The organism is Arthrobacter sp. MA-N2, assembly GCF_000517125.1.
Classification (GTDB): Bacteria; Actinomycetota; Actinomycetes; order Actinomycetales; family Micrococcaceae; genus Arthrobacter; species Arthrobacter methylotrophus.
This window is the reverse complement of sequence record NZ_KI912155.1, coordinates 1711685-1727157: the sequence shown is the minus strand read 5'-3', so window position 1 is coordinate 1727157 and position 15473 is coordinate 1711685. Positions and strand designations below refer to the sequence as shown.

At 61.2% G+C, this 15473-nt stretch carries 15 protein-coding genes and 1 pseudogene; 8 read left to right on the top strand and 8 right to left on the bottom strand.

What is annotated here, in order from left to right; all coding sequences use genetic code 11:
- Positions 1-40 precede the first annotated feature (40 nt).
- A complete protein-coding gene (locus A3M3_RS27400) occupies positions 41-1570 on the bottom strand; it encodes a cellulose binding domain-containing protein (RefSeq protein WP_197023167.1) in 1530 nt (509 codons plus the stop codon).
- Between the two features lie 905 nt (positions 1571-2475).
- Between A3M3_RS27400 and A3M3_RS0108815 the strand changes: the two genes are divergently transcribed.
- The 3 genes from A3M3_RS0108815 to A3M3_RS24375 all read left to right on the top strand — a co-directional run bounded on the left by A3M3_RS0108815 (position 2476) and on the right by A3M3_RS24375 (position 4910).
- The gene (locus A3M3_RS0108815; protein ID WP_028266020.1) at positions 2476-2667 is read left to right on the top strand and encodes a hypothetical protein; all 192 of its coding nucleotides are present in this window, start codon (positions 2476-2478) and stop codon (positions 2665-2667) included.
- Positions 2668-2874: 207 nt separating this feature from the next.
- The gene (locus tag A3M3_RS0108810) at positions 2875-4695 is read left to right on the top strand and encodes a glycoside hydrolase family 15 protein (protein WP_028265556.1); all 1821 of its coding nucleotides are present in this window, start codon (positions 2875-2877) and stop codon (positions 4693-4695) included.
- A gap of 32 nt (positions 4696-4727) precedes the next feature.
- Positions 4728-4910, top strand: coding sequence for a hypothetical protein (locus A3M3_RS24375; RefSeq protein ID WP_035741532.1), 183 nt, complete (start codon positions 4728-4730; stop codon positions 4908-4910).
- A gap of 57 nt (positions 4911-4967) precedes the next feature.
- On the opposite strand, the gene gndA is transcribed toward A3M3_RS24375, so the two are convergent.
- The 7 genes from gndA to hxlB form a co-directional block, all read right to left on the bottom strand.
- Entirely contained in the window at positions 4968-6404 is a 1437-nt protein-coding gene (gene gndA / locus A3M3_RS0108800; protein WP_028266019.1) for an NADP-dependent phosphogluconate dehydrogenase, read from the bottom strand.
- Positions 6404-7357, bottom strand: a complete 954-nt coding sequence (locus A3M3_RS24370) for a glucose-6-phosphate dehydrogenase assembly protein OpcA (RefSeq protein ID WP_035741530.1) — start codon at positions 7355-7357, stop codon at positions 6404-6406. The genes gndA and A3M3_RS24370 overlap by 1 nt, the downstream gene beginning before the upstream one ends.
- On the bottom strand, positions 7354-8910 hold the full coding sequence (gene zwf, locus A3M3_RS0108790) for a glucose-6-phosphate dehydrogenase (RefSeq protein WP_035741527.1): 1557 nt from the start codon (positions 8908-8910) through the stop codon (positions 7354-7356). Before zwf ends, A3M3_RS24370 begins: the two co-directional genes overlap by 4 nt.
- An 81-nt stretch (positions 8911-8991) precedes the next feature.
- On the bottom strand, positions 8992-9207 hold the full coding sequence (locus A3M3_RS0108785) for a hypothetical protein (protein WP_028266017.1): 216 nt from the start codon (positions 9205-9207) through the stop codon (positions 8992-8994).
- Positions 9208-9278: 71 nt separating this feature from the next.
- Complete coding sequence (locus A3M3_RS0108780; protein ID WP_028266016.1) at positions 9279-9503, bottom strand: hypothetical protein; 225 nt, start codon at positions 9501-9503, stop codon at positions 9279-9281.
- A 148-nt stretch (positions 9504-9651) separates the two neighbouring features.
- A complete protein-coding gene (gene hxlA, locus A3M3_RS0108775; RefSeq protein WP_028265554.1) occupies positions 9652-10275 on the bottom strand; it encodes a 3-hexulose-6-phosphate synthase in 624 nt (207 codons plus the stop codon).
- A gap of 158 nt (positions 10276-10433) precedes the next feature.
- Positions 10434-11033 carry a 6-phospho-3-hexuloisomerase gene (hxlB, locus tag A3M3_RS0108770; RefSeq protein ID WP_442853097.1) on the bottom strand — a complete coding sequence of 200 codons (600 nt, stop codon included), beginning with the start codon at positions 11031-11033 and terminating at the stop codon, positions 10434-10436.
- Positions 11034-11742: 709 nt separating this feature from the next.
- Here hxlB and A3M3_RS0108765 point away from each other — a divergent pair.
- The 5 genes and pseudogenes from A3M3_RS0108765 to A3M3_RS24365 form a co-directional block, all read left to right on the top strand.
- On the top strand, positions 11743-12249 hold the full coding sequence (locus A3M3_RS0108765; protein ID WP_028266014.1) for a flavin reductase family protein: 507 nt from the start codon (positions 11743-11745) through the stop codon (positions 12247-12249).
- Between the two features lie 467 nt (positions 12250-12716).
- Positions 12717-13106, top strand: a complete 390-nt coding sequence (locus A3M3_RS0108760) for a hypothetical protein (protein ID WP_155854343.1) — start codon at positions 12717-12719, stop codon at positions 13104-13106.
- Between the two features lie 64 nt (positions 13107-13170).
- Complete coding sequence (locus tag A3M3_RS0108755) at positions 13171-14400, top strand: MFS transporter (RefSeq protein WP_051423052.1); 1230 nt, start codon at positions 13171-13173, stop codon at positions 14398-14400.
- A 106-nt stretch (positions 14401-14506) separates the two neighbouring features.
- Positions 14507-14722, top strand: coding sequence for a hypothetical protein (locus A3M3_RS0108750; protein WP_035741524.1), 216 nt, complete (start codon positions 14507-14509; stop codon positions 14720-14722).
- Positions 14723-15081: 359 nt separating this feature from the next.
- Positions 15082-15473: pseudogene (locus A3M3_RS24365) on the top strand (hypothetical protein); the annotation flags it as partial.

The following is a 15473-nucleotide window of genomic DNA, read 5'->3' as shown; positions in this document are numbered from 1 at the left end:
TCCGGGCAATCGATGCCGCCAGGAAACCCGGTGCGATTCACTACCGACTCGCAGCGACGAACGCCTTCGAGAACGCCCATCGCGGCTCGCTCACGCCGGAGCACATGTACGTCGGGATGCCTGCTGCACACGGCTGGTCTCGCGTCATCTCCCACCAAGCGAGGTTGGCAAGCGAATTCGCCTTGGCAAATGCGCCAACTGTCGCCACGTCGGCCAGTGTGAAAATTTCCCCCGCGATGTCGTTCGCACCGATCATCGGCGTGAGGCCGACCAGAGACAGACGCTGTGCGCCGGTGAGGCTGGCATAAGCGGGTACGGTGGCCAGCTGGGCGGCCGTCGCATTCGCTGCGGAGATCGCGGCCGCGCCCATGGCCGTCGTCCCGTCGCCATAGTCCATCGCCATGACGTTGACGGCGGACAACGTCACTCCTGCAGCGGCAAACTCCCGGACCGTGCGCAGACCGCTCGCGACAAGACCGTAAGGCATGACCGGGAGGGTCAGAGAGACCTGCAGCGGATGACCGGCTGCGGCGCGCTGCGCTTGGAGAGCCGCGACCGCCGTGGCGCGACGCTGGTTGGAGGTTGAATCGGAGACGTCAGCGCCCTCAATGTCGAAGTCGATCCGGTCCAGGCCGAATCGGGTCACAACCTTCGTATACGCGTTCAGCAACGAAGCAGGGTTGGTACAGACACGGGCGAGCTCGTCGTTGATCGCTCCACCGAACGAAGCGATGAACCGCCCTCCACTGGCTTGGAAAGCGCTGATCCCAGCCAAGGAGTCACCCGTCGAGCCGATCGTATAGGCGGTGTACCCGGCCCAGGTCGGGCTGCAAGCACTGGACCTGTCAGCGACGATGAACGCGGCCGTCATGGCCTTGACGCCGGAAGCCGAAGAGAATGCCGACAAATCTGCGGTCGGCCACACTCCCATGTCCACGTAGGGGGCGACGAGGGTGTTACCGGCGCCCGGCGTCGCGGTTCCTGTCGGAGTCGGCGTCGGCGTGGGAGTGGGGGTCGGCGTCGGAGTGGGGGTCGGCGTGGGAGTCGGCGTCGGCGTCGGCGTCGGCGTGGACGTTGGAGTCGGCGTCGGCGTGGACGTTGGAGTCGGCGTGGACGTGGGAGCCGAACCATTAATGGAACACGGGATTACCGGGGCTCCCGCTGGAAGACCGATCACGGTGCACGCCGTGGGGAACAATGCGGCGGTTCCGACCTTGAAGGAGGTCAAGCCGAACGATGTGGAGGTGCCGGCGGCCAGCGTCGTGGCCCAGGAGGGAGCCGCCACGGCGAAGCCACCCGCAGCGGGCGACAGGACTCCGTTCCACAGCGTATTCACCTGATTGCCATACGCGAAGGAGATCTGCCATGGGTTGAGTTTGGTGGACGATGTATTGCGCACTCCAACCTCGGACTGGAATCCGGTCGTCCAGACATTGGTGTTGGTCCAGGTGACAGCGACACCACCCGAAACGGTGGCCGCCGATGCTGGCAGTGTGCTAACCGCTCCCACACCGATCATGAACAAGAAAGAAGTGATGAGAGCAACTGCCCGCGGGCGTTTAGTGATCATGCCGGTCATCGTATTGATTTCTTTCCCGGGGGGCTAGCTATTACTTAGATCGATTTGGAATGTGTCGGTTTTAATCCGCCCTTGAACTATAATTTTTCTGGCATGGGCGGCGAAAAGCCTCCGGCGCTCGGTTTATGCAGCCTGCGATGACAGAATGCATGTTTTTTATTCTTGGTTGCATACTTCATCTGCGGGACATCTCGATGCCCGAATGCAGACGCCCGGAGTTAAGCCAATGGACATGTGCAAAGTTCTGGTCTCAACTTGCTGACATGATTTCCGCAGCAGGTTACAATGGCGGTCGATGTCCGGGCAACAACAAGAAAGCTGGTCTATCTGGCAGAACCGCAATGCTCCGATAAGACTGGCTGTGTCTTGTGCACCGAGAGCCCTGTTACCCGGATTCACAGCCTGCAAGGCGGAGTTACTAAGCTCCCGCTCCTTCCTTAAAGGTGGAGAATGCACGCGATAAGGTCATGCTCACTTTTCAGCCTGTCCTTACTTTCCTTCAATCTCAGGCGATTCTTGCAAGTCCAAAACTGCCAATGTAGCGAGAGACGCTTTCAATTCTCCTTTACGGTACCTTCGGCACATCGAAGCCTGTATTAGCTGTGATATTGCGGATTGGGTTCCGGGATGAGGAGTACGGTGTGTCCGAGCAGGCCAAGGTAGCTGACGTTGAGGCGAATCCAGCGCCACGGGTCCAACCGGGCTTATGAGGATGCCAGCGCCCCTGTCCAGGTTCAGACTCCTGCATATTCGCCTTTGTAGAACAGCACGGGTTCGGCGTCATCGCGGGCGCTAAAGGCGCGCACCGCAGCGACGGCCAAGTGCCAGTCATTGTGTCCTTTCAAAGTCTGTGCACTCTGTTGCGGCTACGCTCCGGCGCTCACAATGCCGGAGTCTTGAGCCTGTGGGCAGCGTCGGCTCCTGCCCAGCTGTCCGGAACGGAGGCGAGGGGAATCCTGCCGGACAGCACTCGGCTTCCGGACCGGCGCCACAAGCTCTTCGAGCAGGACCGGATCAATGAACGCCACCCGGCCGCGCGCTACCGCGGCGCCTTCGGCGGCGTCACCGTCAACAACACCGACGATTGAGCGCTTGAAAGATCCGGAGGCGACGGCAGCGGGCTTGCTACGGCTCAACTGAACCGGGTCAAACGCCCTCGTGATGCCGGAATCAATGGGCCTCCCCTAATGAAATGCGTGATCACCTGAAGCAGGAATCTACCGGGCTGGTGGTTGCGTGTTGATGGGCATATGGCGGGCCTAACCGAATGTGGAGAAGTTGTGATTGAGTGGAGCATGGCTGCACTCATAGAGGACTATGCGTTGCTATCGGATCTTCAGACGGGGCCTCTTATATCCCGGGACGGCAGTGTGGACTGGCTCTGTTTCCCGCGTTTCGATTCGCCGTCCGTGTTCAGTGGAATTGTGGGCACCGATGAGCATGGCCGCTGGTTGTTGGCTCCGGGCGAATCGGGTGCTGTGGTTGTCGAGCGCTACTATCTTGACTCGACCTTCGTGCTTCAAACCATCTGGGAGACCGGTGGGGGAAGGGTCCTGGTTACCGATTTCATGCCGCTGGGGGATAACGGTTCCTCCCTTATCCGCCGGGTTACCGGTTTGGCGGGCAGCGTTGAGATGCATCAGGAGCTTCGGATCCGCCCGGGATATTCAACGGTCGTGCCTTGGGTGAGTCGTGTCCGGGACAATGCGCCGACGGCGGCGCCGGTCCTGTTGGCGATGGCCGGTCCGGATGCTCTGGCGCTAAGAGGACCTCATCTTCCACAAGCCCATGCGCACGGGCACGAGGGAAAATTCCTCATTTCAGAGGGCGAGAAGGTGGATTTTGAACTAACGTGGTTCCCCTCCCACCGTCCCCTGCCAGCAGCGGTTGACGTTGATGCTGCTCTTGAAGAAGCTACTGAGTACTGGAGCCGTTGGGGAAGCCACTGCCGGCAAGACGGCGCCTATGGGAGTGCGGTGAAACGTTCGTTGTTAGTCCTGCGGGCCCTGACGCATTTTGAAACCGGCGGCATCGTCGCAGCTCCCACGACGTCCCTCCCGGAGGATTTCGGCGGATCACGGAACTGGGACTACCGGTATTGCTGGTTGCGCGATGCGGCCCTGACGCTGGAATCGATGCTGACCCACGGTTATGAAACCGAGGCGCTTCAGTGGCGCAACTGGCTCCTTCGGGCACTGGCCGGCAACCCCGAGCAAATTCAGATCATGTACGGGGTCGGGGGAGAACGGGAACTTCTTGAACGCGAGCTCAACCACCTCCCCGGATATGCGAACTCCAAGCCTGTTCGCATTGGAAATGCGGCCGCTTCACAGTTCCAGGCCGATGTTGTCGGCGAAGTGATGGTGGCATTGGAAAGACTGCGTATGGCCGGAGGCAAAGAAGACCATTTCTCCTGGGCCCTTCAGCGGGCCCTCCTGGGATTCGTCGAAAGACACTTCGATGACAAGGACTTCGGCCTTTGGGAAATGCGCGGCCAGGCACAATACTTCACCCACTCACGAGTGATGATGTGGGCCGCCTTCAACAGCGGGATCCGGGCAGTGCGGATCCACGGACTATCCGGAGATATAACGAAGTGGGAGCATCTGCGTGCCCGGTTGCGCGAAGAGATAATGCGCGAGGGATTCGACCGCAGGATCGACTCCTTTACCCAGACCTACGGCGGAGGCCAAACCGACGCTGCGTTACTCGTCATTCCACAGGTCGGTTTTCTCCCCTACAACGATGAGCACATGCTCGGCACAGTCGCACGGCTGGAAAAAGAACTCCTCACCGACGACGGTCTCTTGCTGCGCTATCGAACAGAGAGCGGCGTTGACGGCCTGGAACCGGGCGAACATCCTTTCCTCGCATGCTCTTTCTGGCTCGTGGAACAATATGCCCGCACAGGCCGTCAGGCCGAGGCAACAATGCTCATGGACAAACTCGTCGGGTTCGCCAACGAGCTCGGCCTGCTCAGCGAAGAATACGCAACGAACGAACGACGGATGGCCGGGAACTTTCCCCAAGCATTCTCACACCTGACCCTCGTCAGAGCCGCCGACGCCATCCACGGCGTCGACCGCCTCAGCCTGGCCGTCAACACAGCAGTTTAATGGAACGGCTTCCGAGGAGGCGGTCGCGGCGGGTGAATTCGGTGCTTTTGCGCCGCTCCTACCGGGAGGGCGCGAAGGTCAAGCACGAGATCCTGGCGAACCTCGCGGCCCTCCCGGAACACACGGTCGAATCGCTGCGGGGCTCCCGGGCCGGCAAGACTCTCCTCTACGCCCTTGCACCCCAGACCGTCACCGATCAACCAACACACCAATAACGCCGGAATCCCCGCCCATACGGGGATTCCGGCGTTTCAGCCTGCGTGACTTCGGTCCTAGTGGGTGTCGACTGCCGAGATTTCGGACTTGTCTTCGCCCCAGAGGGTGTGGAAGGTGCCTTCGGCGTCGACGCGGCCGTAGGTGTGCGCACCGAAGAGGTCGCGCTGTCCCTGGATGACCGCCGCGGCGAGGCGCTTGCGGCGCAGTCCGTCGTAGTAGGCCAGCGAGGAGGAGAACACCGGAACCGGGATGCCCAGCTGGACGGCCGTGGCCACCACGCGCCGCCACGCCGGCAGCGCACCGGCAATCGCCTTCGTGAAAGCCGGAGCGAACAGCAGGTTGGCCGGCTTCTCCTCGGCCGCGTACGCGTTGGTGATTTCCTTCAGCAGCTCGGCACGGATGATGCAGCCACCACGCCACAGCGAAGCGATCTCATCCAGCTTCAGGTCCCAGCCGTACTCCTTCGCAGCCGAAGTCAGCATGTCCAGGCCCTGGGCATAGGAAACCAGCTTGGAAGCGTACAGCGCCTGGCGGATGTCCTCGACGAAGTTCTCGGGAACCTCGACGGCGATTTCCTCCCCCGCAAGCAGCTCCTGGCCCAGCTTGCGCTGCTCCGCCTGGGAAGACAGGGCCCGGGCGAAGACCGACTCCGCGATGCCCGAAACCGGAGAACCGAGCTCAAGGGCGGAGATGACCGTCCAACGGCCGGTGCCCTTCTGCCCGGCAGCGTCCACGACGACATCGACGAACGGCTTGCCCGTCTTGGCATCAACGTGGCCCAGGACCTCCGCGGAAATTTCGATCAGGAACGACGCGAGTTCGCCCTTGTTCCACTCGGCGAAGATCCTGGACTGCTCAGCCGGCTCGATGCCCGCACCGGAGCGCAGGAGATCGAACGCTTCACCGATGACCTGCATGTCGGCGTACTCGATACCGTTGTGGACCATCTTGACAAAGTGACCGGCACCATCAGTGCCGATCCACGCACAGCACGGCTTCCCGTCAACCTTGGCAGAGATCTTCTCCAGCAACGGACCCAAAGCGTCGTAAGACTCCTTGGAACCACCGGGCATGATCGAGGGGCCGTTGAGCGCACCCTCCTCGCCGCCGGAAACACCCACGCCCACGAAATGCAGCTCCTTCTCAGCCAATGCTGCTTCCCGGCGACGGGTGTCCTCGAAATGCGAGTTACCGGCGTCGATCACAATGTCACCCGGCTCCAGCAAAGGAACAAGCTGATCGATCACAGCGTCAACCGGCTTGCCGGCCTTCACCATGATCAGGACACGACGGGGCTTCTCTAAGGAATCAACGAGCTCCTGGAGGGTTTCCGTCCGGATGAAGTCACCGTCCGTGCCGTGCTTAGCCAGCAGGGCGTCGGTCTTCTCGACGGAACGGTTGTGGAGAGCAACGGTGAAACCGTTGCGGGCCAAATTGCGGGCCAGATTGGCGCCCATCACCGCGAGGCCGGTGACACCGATGTGTGCTGACATCAAAACTCCAAAGATAGTAGTTCTAGAGATTTCGGAAGAATCTCCCGTTGTAAATGCTGGAGCACGTCGCCGAAGACCTCGTCGGGGTCGAGGCGACGCAGTTCTTCGGCGAGGCAGTCCCGCAGGCTGCGGCGCGGGAGGGTGATCCGCTGGTCGGGCTGACCGGGCTGGGTCAACTCGGCGATGGACAGGCCGGAGCGGACCAGCTGGATGTCGCCACCGGGGCGGCTCAGCCGGACGCCGTGAATGCCGGTGCCGATACCGGCCGGGTCTGCGACGATGGTGACGGGGGCGTCCAGGGCCCGGTGGAGCCACGCGGCCAGCAGGATGGTGCTGGGTGAATCGGAGGCGCCCTCGACCTCGATCGCCGTGACGGACCGTGCGTCTACTTGGTCAAACACGGCGGCGAGTTGGATGCGCCAGTTGGTCAGGCGTGTCCAGGCGAGGTCGGTGTCTCCGGCGCGGTAGGTTTCCCGGATCCGGGCCAGTGCTGCTGCGGGGTCGGGTTCGTTGGCGGAGTCGGTGATGCGGCGGTGTGCGATGCGTCCGATGGAGGTTTCGCACGCGTTCTCGGGGGCGCCGTGCGGCCACCAGGCCACGATGGGTGCGTCGGGCAGGAGCAGGGCCGCGACGAGGGATTCGCTTTCCTTGGCGAGTTCCCCGTAGCCGCGCAGCACGATGACTTCGGAGGCTCCGGCGTCCCCGCCGACCCGGATCTGGGCGTCCAGTCGGGTCGGTGCGTGGGCGCCGGCGTCGGCGAGGACGATGATGCGGCAGGGGTGTTCGCGGCTGGCGTCGTTGGCTGCCTCGATGGCTTCTTCTTCCAGGCCGGAGGTGGTGACCACTACCAGGGTCAGGACGCGTCCGAGGGCGATCACGCCTCCTTGCTCGCGCAGGGAGGTGATCTTCTTGGAGATCTTGGAGGTGGTGGTGTCCGGCAGGTCTACGATCATGGCCTTCTCCAGGTTCGTCCGTCGCGGGCAAGCAGTTCATCGGCCGAGGCCGGGCCCCAGCTGCCGGGAGCGTAGGGTTCGGGTTGTTCGTCCAGGGACGCCCAGTAGTCCTCGAACGGGTCAAGGATCTTCCAGGACTCCTCGACTTCGGCGTGCCTCGGGAACAGCGGGGGTTCGCCCAGCAGCACGTCCAGGATGAGCCGTTCGTACGCTTCGGGGCTGGACTCGGTGAAGGAGTGCCCGTAGCCGAAGTCCATGGTCACGTCGCGGACTTCCATCTGCGTGCCCGGGACCTTGGACCCGAACCGGATCGTGGCGCCCTCGTCGGGCTGGACCCGGATGACGACGGCGTTCTGACCGAAGTCGTCCTCCCCGTGCCCGCGGAAGAGCAGGTTCGGTGCGCGTTTGAATACCACGGCGATTTCCGTGACCCGGCGCCCGAGGCGTTTACCGGCACGCAGGTAGAACGGTGCCCCGGCCCAGCGCCGGGTATGGATGTCCAGGCGGATCGCGGCGAACGTCTCGGTCTTCGAATCAGCCGGGATGCCGTCCTCGTCCAGATACCCCTGGACCAGTTCCCCGCCTTGCCAGCCGCCGGTGAACTGGCCCCGGGCCGAGTGGGTGGACAGGTCCTCGGGCAGCCTGACCGCGGCCAGGACCTTTTCCTTCTCGGCCCGCAGGTCATCGGCGTTGAAGGAAATCGGCTCTTCCATGGCCGTCAACGCCAGCAACTGCAACAGGTGGTTCTGGATCACGTCCCGTGCCGCCCCGACACCGTCGTAATAGCCCGCACGGCCGCCCGTGCCGATGTCCTCGGCCATGGTGATCTGGACATGGTCCACGTAGTTCGCGTTCCACAACGGCTCGAAGAGCTGGTTCGCGAAACGCAGCGCCAGGATGTTCTGGACCGTTTCCTTGCCCAGGTAATGATCGATGCGGAACACCGCGTCCGGCGGGAACACGGACTCCACAATGTCGTTCAGCTGCCGGGCGGACTCCAGGTCATGCCCGAACGGCTTCTCGATCACCACCCGCCGCCACTGCCCGTCCCCGGCCCGCGCCAGGCCGTGGCGGGAGAGCTGCCGGCAGACCTGCTCGAAGGCCTTGGGCGGAATCGAGAGATAGAACGCATGGTTCCCCCGCGTCCCGCGGGTCTCATCCAGCTCATCCAGAGTGGCACTCAGACGCTTGAACGCCTCATCGTCATCGAACTCCCCCTGCACGAACCGGATACCCTCGGAAAGCTGGCCCCAGACGGCCTCATCGAACGGGGTCCGGGAATACGCTTTGACGTTCTCCCTGACCTCGTTGGCGAAGTCCTCGTTGCTCCACTCGCGCCGGCCGAAACCGACCAGCGCGAAGCTTGGCGGCAGCAGGCCCCGGTTGGCGAGATCGTACACGGCGGGCATGAGCTTCTTACGGGCAAGATCGCCGGTGACCCCGAAAAACACCAACGATGACGGCCCGGCGATGCGGTTCAGGCGGCGGTCTCTCGGGTCCCGGAGGGGGTTATGCCCGGACCTCACACCCGCATCAAGGTAACTAACAGACATTGTTGCCTTCTAACTTTTCGACGGTCAGTACAGCTGGCGACCGACCGTCACTAGAGGATTTGTGCGGCCGTTGACCGGCGGTCATGAGAGGATCTGCTCGCGGGTCTCACCAAAGGGAACCGCGGCGCTGAGCGCGAGCGTGTATCGGCCAGGATGATGGCGGGTGACCAGGATTCCGGCAGACTGTTGGGGCAGCGCTACTTGCCGGAGCATGGCTTCTGCATCGTCGAGCAACTCGTAAAGCCGAGCAGGCTCGGTAACGAGGACTTCCAAATGCTCGGCGGTCTGACTACGCATGCTGAACAGCTTCCTTCCCAGGGATTAGGGTTCCCAAATATGCCACCCCTCATATGAGGGTGTGGTGTGTCTTAGATCGAATACAGCGTGATGGGAGCATCACGAACAAACAGATAGCGGCAGCCGGTACCGTTCTCGATGACCCAGATCAGGTGGCCGTCGTCGGCACGGCCATCAATATAGGCGGCGTAGAGGAACGAACCGTTGGACCCGAATTCAACACAGTTGCCATACTGCAGGGAATTCCACCCGCGAACAGGCTGCTGGACAGAGAATCTGCGACTTCCCCCGGGCATTCCCAGGGTTTGTTGATTCGTCAGTTCTTCCGCCGGGCTTGTACTGCCCCGCGGTGATGTAGCTCCGTGGACAGCACAGCTCAGAACCTCCGAGGCTGCGGGTCCCTGAAGTTGCAGGGGCTGCGCCTCGGAGGTGACGCCCGAGGGGTTAGACGATCGCGGCGCGCAGTGCCTTGGCTGCCAGGGCCGGGTCGGCTGCACCGTAGATCGCGCCACCGGCGACGGCGACATCAGCGCCGGCCTGCTGCACGGCGGCGATGGTGGACAGGTTCACGCCACCGGCCACGGAGAACGGAACACGCGCTTCGGCTCCGGCACTGAGCAGACCGTTCAGGTCGTAACCGGGCTGAGCCTGCTCGTCCAGGCCCGCGTGCATCTCGACGAACTTCGCACCCAGCGCACGGACTTCCTTCGCACGGCTAACCTTGTCGGCCACACCGATAAGGTCAACCACGATGCCCTTGTTGTGGGCCTTGGCTGCCTTGACCGCACCGGCAATGGTGGAGTCATCAGCGCTACCGAGCACCGTAACCAGGTCCGCGCCGGCCTTGAAAGCGATATCGGCTTCAAGCTCCCCCGCGTCCATGGTCTTCATGTCAGCGAAAACAATCTTGTCCGGGTGGGCTTGCTTCACAGCAGTGACGACAGCAAGCCCGGCAGCCTTGATCAACGGGGTACCCAACTCAATGATGTCAACGTACTCGGCGACCTTGCCGGCCAGTTCGAGAGCGTCTTCGGTCGTGAGAAGGTCCACGGCAACTTGGAGTTTCATGATGATTTATCTTTCTGTAGGGAACTGCAGAGATGGTGATGGAAAAACAGGGGCCCCGCCAAACCAGGGACCAGCCGGTAACCCGGGGTCGGCCAGACAGGGACCGGCCAGACCGGGGCCGGTAACCCGGCGGGGTTATCCGGGGCTATACAGGGGGGTTATTCGAGGTTGGCGTGCCTGAGCCACANCTGCTCGGCCGGTTCGTCGGCGTTTTCCCACAGCGACTGGAACAAAGCCTCGGTAGCCAGGAACAACACCTGCTCGAACAGGGAACCGGAGTACTGGCGCGAAACACTCGAACCATGATCGGTCTTCTGCGCGGCAGGAATGATCACCACCGCGTCGGCCAGCCCGGCCAGCGGCGATTCCCGATTAGTGGTGAACGCGGCAATCCGCGCCCCGGCCTTCGCCGCGGTCTCCGCGGACTTGACCACACCCGAGGTCGTTCCCGACCCCGAAGCCACCAGCAGCAGATCCCCGGAAGCGATCGCCGGAGTCGTGGTATCCCCGGCAATGTGGACCGTCAAACCCAAATGCATCAGCCTCATCGCGGCCATGCGCAACACCAGACCACTCCGGCCCGCCCCGGCAACGAACACCCGACCCGGCTGCCCAAGATGCCCCGCCAGACCGGCCAACTCCTGCACATCAATCTTGGCCGCGGTGTCCGCGATCTCATCCCTGACAAGCGCCAAATTACGCACAATATCACTCGTAGTGCTATACACCGCACGCGTCGCGTTAGCTGTCGGATTCACGATTTGGTCCCTTCGATTCGGCAATCGGCCATAAAGGCCGAATGGGTGCTTTCCGGTTGACATCCATGATCCAGAAGCAAAGGGGTGGGAGTAACGCTATTTTCTGACGGTTCTAACTACCCTTAAGGATTGGTGGGCGTCCCCGCTGCCCAGGCAAACTGTCCGGATAAGGACCAACTCACGCTGTGCCCTCAGCCGCCAGGTTGGGGGCACGGGCTCACCGGCACCACTAAACGGCCCGGTTCAACCGAAAAACAATCCCAAGTCTGCTCCGTGCAACCGGCACGCTACCAGAGCCCGCCCCGGCACAAAATTCCATGCCCGATGCGGGGCGAAGCCTCTGGGTAATTGAAGCCGTCAAACGTGGGTGAGGTGTCCCCAACAAAGTTGCAGTGGACGCATGCAGGTCACTCCGTGCTGGCTCCCGTGGAGAAATCCGTGATGACCACGGATGCACAGTATCTGTGACCCAATCCACACTGAAGGGGAAGCGTTGTAGATCCTGAATCTGAAACTTTCGGAGGCTTTTGTGAACGTCTCAATCCTATGTATCCGTGAACTTCAACTGGCCCTGAGTTAATTTGCGCCTGGCGTATCCGCGGGTGACAGCACCGTTCATAGCACCCGTGTTGGGCTGGTTGCCCAACATCTGACAAATGGGTAGCTACGTAAGCCGCCGTCCTTACCAAACAAATGAAAGGAAGAAATCGTGACTACACAAGTTGCTAACGACAGCCTCCTCCTCCAGGACGCTCTTTCACATTTTCCTGCAGGCGTGGTCGCCCTGTCGGCGACGGTCGAGGGCGAACCGCAGGTTATGGTCGCCTCCTCATTCTCTGTCGGAGTTTCGTATGAACCGTCCTTGGTTTTGTTCTCCGTTCAGAAATCTTCATCCACTTGGCCCAAGATCAAGGAAGCTCCCCTGATTGGCGTGTCAGTAATGGGTGAGGACCACAATCCTGTCTGTCGTCAACTCGCCTCACGTGATAAGTCGAAGCGGTTCAACGGAGTCGAGACTGTTTCCGGGGGCCTGGGCGACATCTACATATCCGGGTCTCCCCTGTGGCTTACGTGCTCGATTTACCAGGAAGTCGACGCCGGCGATCACATTCTCATCCTGCTGAAGATTGAAGATTTCCAGGCTCATAGCCTGCACATGCCGCTGGTGCTCCATCGTTCGATATTGGGCCGCTTAGACCGCTTGGACCGCGTTTAGCCCCCGAACGGAAGAACCATAAGTAGCCAACCCGGAAGACGACGAATCATGAATGGGTTCTCGCAGCCACCTGGATCATCGTGATCCTTGGACAAATCGAAGGGAGGTTGAGGTGAAAAAGCGCCCACCCGTCCACTGCAGCAAATGCGGCCAGCAGCTTGTATTGCACACCGCAGGCAACATTGCCGACTACCGGCATAACAGTATCTGTCCGGCCATGATCGAGCTTAAGGAAGCAGCATGATCTACGACAAGCAGTGCACCGTCTGGGGGCAGTCGCTGCCGTCAACGCATCGCACGTGATGAACGTACAAGCCATAGCATCTGACCAAGCCCGACGCATTAAGCCTGCTGCTCAGCCCTCGGGGCGAGTCGTCGACTCGAAGACGAGCGTAAGACAGCTTGACATTCTGCTGACGTGGAGGGGCCGGGTAGGTCTCTTCAAGAGGTCCGCGCACGGTTCAACGGTGAGCACCCCGTGGCAACTTCTCTCGGTGGCCCAGGCGGGCAGTGGGTGGGCCACGGATGAGGGATTCCTGCAGTGCATCCAACTGCTCCATGCGGAAACCGGCCTCGCCGTTCGCGACGTCCTCACGATTCAGCCTGGCCCCACTGTCGAGTTGTTCGACCGCTCTCAAAGCACCGTGCACGTCGTCTACATGGTCGAAACCAACCACCGGCGGCTAGCCCTTGGACCCGAGTATTCGGTTTACAGATGGGTCAAGAAGTCGAGGATCGGACGATTCGATGGTGGCGTCGATTGGCTCGAACCTGTACTTATGGCGGCCGTTTCCAGGCCTTCGAAATCGCCTGAGTTGGTCCACACCGCGGCCGGGAACAAAGCCTTGTTGGCCTAAATGGTCCCAGCCCCATCAATCGAAACCCAAGACACAAGTCCCGACGAATGAGTTAAGGAAACGAATGACACTCAAACAAGCAACCCTGCCCATAGTGCGAGGGCGCACCAGGTCTATTCGCCTGATCCTCCTTTGTCAGGTCCTGACCTTGGCCGTCTGGTTCGCTTCGACTGCAGCGTTACCTAGCATCGCTGTCCTCGAATCCATTTCTGAGACACAAATGGCGTTGATGACCAGTGTGCTGCAGGTGGGGTTCGTTATCGGCGCTCTGGTCAGTGCTTTTCTCAATGTGGCAGACAGATTTGACCCCCGGAATCTCTTTGCAGTGTCGGCGATCGTGGCAGCACTGACTACGGCAGCCCTGCTTGTGGTGTCTCCTGTAGGAACCGAAGCACTCGTTCTCAGGGCTCTTACCGGAATTTCCTTGGCAGGGATCTACCCTGTGGGTATGCGTATGGTGGCCAGTTGGGCGACCAACGACTTGGGAAAGCTTGTCGGCTTACTGGTCGGAGCATTGACCATAGGGTCCGCCCTGCCCCATCTCTTCACCATCGGTGAAGCGTGGGACTGGAAACTCGTTTATGCAGTCTCCTCGATTGCTGCCCTGTCGGCGGCGGGCCTGGTCAAACTTGTGAAGCTCGGACCAGCCTTCACCCGGGCGCAAAAGTTCGACCCAAACATTGCGAAAGCTGCTTGGCTCCAGCGGCCAGTCCGTTTGGCAAATCTGGGATATCTCGGCCACATGTGGGAACTATACGCAATGTGGGCCTGGATCGGGCTGTTTTTCCGGGCATCCTTGGACGCCCGGGGAATTAACCAACCAGGGCTTGCACCCGCAGCCACCTTCATCGTCATCGCCGCGGGCGCTCTGGGGGCAATGATCGGGGGGCGTTTAGCCGACCGATTCGGTCGCACGGCTGTCACTATTTATTCCATGGCAATCAGTGGTGCATGCGCGCTGACGGTGGGATGGCTCTTTGGCGGCCCACCCCTGCTCATACTCTTCGTGGCCGTAATTTGGGGTATATCGATCATTGCGGATTCTGCTCAATTCTCGGCATGCGTCGTAGAACTCTCACCCCCGGAGTCAGTGGGAACAATGCTAACCATCCAAATCTGTATGGGCTTCGCAGTGACCCTCGTCACGATCCAATCCATGGGCTTCGTTGTGAATCACTTGGGATGGGGAATCGGATTCTCGATGCTCGCCATAGGTCCGCTCTTTGGCTGCCTGGCCATGTGGCTGCTGAGGCGCGATCCAGCGTCGCATCTGCTTGCGGGCGGACGCAAATGATGCGTGATGATCCCATCACGCTGTACTAGATCTAAGACACCCCACACCCCCATATGAGGGGTGGCACATTTGGGAACCCTAATCCCTGGGAAGGAAGCTGTTCAGCATGCGTAGTCACACCGCCGAGCATTTGGAAGTCCTCGTTACCGAGCCTGCTCGGCTTTACGAGTTGCTCGACGATGCAGAAGCCATGCTCCGGCAAGTAGCGCTGCCCCAACAGTCTGCCGGAATCCTGGTCACCCGCCATCATCCTGGCCGATACACGCTCGCGCTCAGCGCCGCGGTTCCCTTTGGTGAGACCCGCGAGCAGATCCTCTCATGACCGCCGGTCAACGGCCGCACCGCGTGTATCAAGCGATAGGGCGACAATGTCTGTCACTTACCTTGATTCAAGCGTGAGGTCCGGACACAACCCCCTCCGACGGCCGAGACGGCCGGCTATCATCGGCGGCAGGCCCGTCCTCCCTGGTGCTCTTTGGCGTAACAGGTGAATTCACCGGTAGAAGCTCACGGCGCGGTGTATAACCCGGCTGAAGGTATCGCTGCCCGTGTCTCGGTCGAGGCAGGCTTTGCCCTGGCTGGAAGGAACTCGTCGACGATGCCGGCCGTTCCGTCAGCCCGAAAGGCATTCCGCGGCGCCATCGCAAGCTGCCACCAATTTCGAAGGAAGAAACAGAAGCCATGACCGATGCAACACCCACTGCACAGCTTTCCGCCGCCGGCGTGTCCACCTGGTTGGATGACCTTTCACCGGAACGTCTTTCCAGCGGCAGCCTGCGGGAGCTCATCAGCTATGACGCCAGCGGTGCTGCGCAGCAGGCCATCGAGCAGCACGTCCCGGCCCTTGTTGAAGACCGGGTCGCCTCGAGGATTTTCGCGAAGGACCACACGTTGTGGGGTGCCGATGCGGAGTCCGAGTCCGCCATCCGTCTTGGATGGGTGGACGCGGCTACCGTTTCCCGGTCCCTGGTCGAAGGAATCCTGGAACTCCGGGATGCCCTCAGGGCCGAAGGCGTCTCCCGTATTGTCCTGTGTGGCATGGGCGGCTCTTCGCTTGCCCCGGAGGTCATTGC

Coding starts and splice junctions, on each gene's coding strand:
- gndA (WP_028266019.1), bottom strand. CDS start 6,404: ATGTCAGCACACATCGGTGTCACCGGCCTCGCGGTGATGGGCGCCAAT.
- A3M3_RS27400 (WP_197023167.1), bottom strand. CDS start 1,570: ATGATCACTAAACGCCCGCGGGCAGTTGCTCTCATCACTTCTTTCTTG.
- A3M3_RS0108780 (WP_028266016.1), bottom strand. CDS start 9,503: ATGCCCGGGGGAAGTCGCAGATTCTCTGTCCAGCAGCCTGTTCGCGGG.
- zwf (WP_035741527.1), bottom strand. CDS start 8,910: ATGTCTGTTAGTTACCTTGATGCGGGTGTGAGGTCCGGGCATAACCCC.
- A3M3_RS24370 (WP_035741530.1), bottom strand. CDS start 7,357: ATGATCGTAGACCTGCCGGACACCACCACCTCCAAGATCTCCAAGAAG.
- hxlA (WP_028265554.1), bottom strand. CDS start 10,275: ATGAAACTCCAAGTTGCCGTGGACCTTCTCACGACCGAAGACGCTCTC.
- A3M3_RS0108755 (WP_051423052.1), top strand. CDS start 13,171: ATGACACTCAAACAAGCAACCCTGCCCATAGTGCGAGGGCGCACCAGG.
- A3M3_RS0108750 (WP_035741524.1), top strand. CDS start 14,507: ATGCGTAGTCACACCGCCGAGCATTTGGAAGTCCTCGTTACCGAGCCT.
- A3M3_RS0108810 (WP_028265556.1), top strand. CDS start 2,875: ATGGCTGCACTCATAGAGGACTATGCGTTGCTATCGGATCTTCAGACG.
- A3M3_RS0108785 (WP_028266017.1), bottom strand. CDS start 9,207: ATGCGTAGTCAGACCGCCGAGCATTTGGAAGTCCTCGTTACCGAGCCT.